This is a genomic window from Gilvimarinus sp. 1_MG-2023, from assembly GCF_030548285.1.
Genome location: NZ_JAUOSC010001896.1, coordinates 1 through 229, shown reverse-complemented (window position 1 = coordinate 229; position 229 = coordinate 1). Strand labels below are relative to the sequence as shown.

1 protein-coding gene is annotated in these 229 nt (G+C 53.3%); it reads right to left on the bottom strand.

Features of this window, described 5'->3' with window-relative positions; all coding sequences use genetic code 11:
- Positions 1 to 225 (bottom strand): GFA family protein (locus Q4563_RS23945; protein WP_442903882.1); only part of this gene is annotated, 225 nt, incomplete at its 3' end.
- Positions 226 to 229 lie beyond the last annotated feature (4 nt).

Genomic DNA, 229 nt, shown 5'->3' with positions numbered 1-229 from the left:
ACCACAGCGTGAACAAAAATAGCGCTGCTTGCCAGGTGATGATTCATACGCCGTCAACGATTCACGCCCCGACACCACAAAATCCGCATCGGCAACCGCCGCTACACTGGAAAAAGCCGCCGCATGTGCCTTGCGGCATGTAACACAATGACAATGAACGATATCCCCGACCTTGCCAGTAATGGTGTACGTTACTGCGCCACAAAGGCAGCTCCCTGTGATCATTACG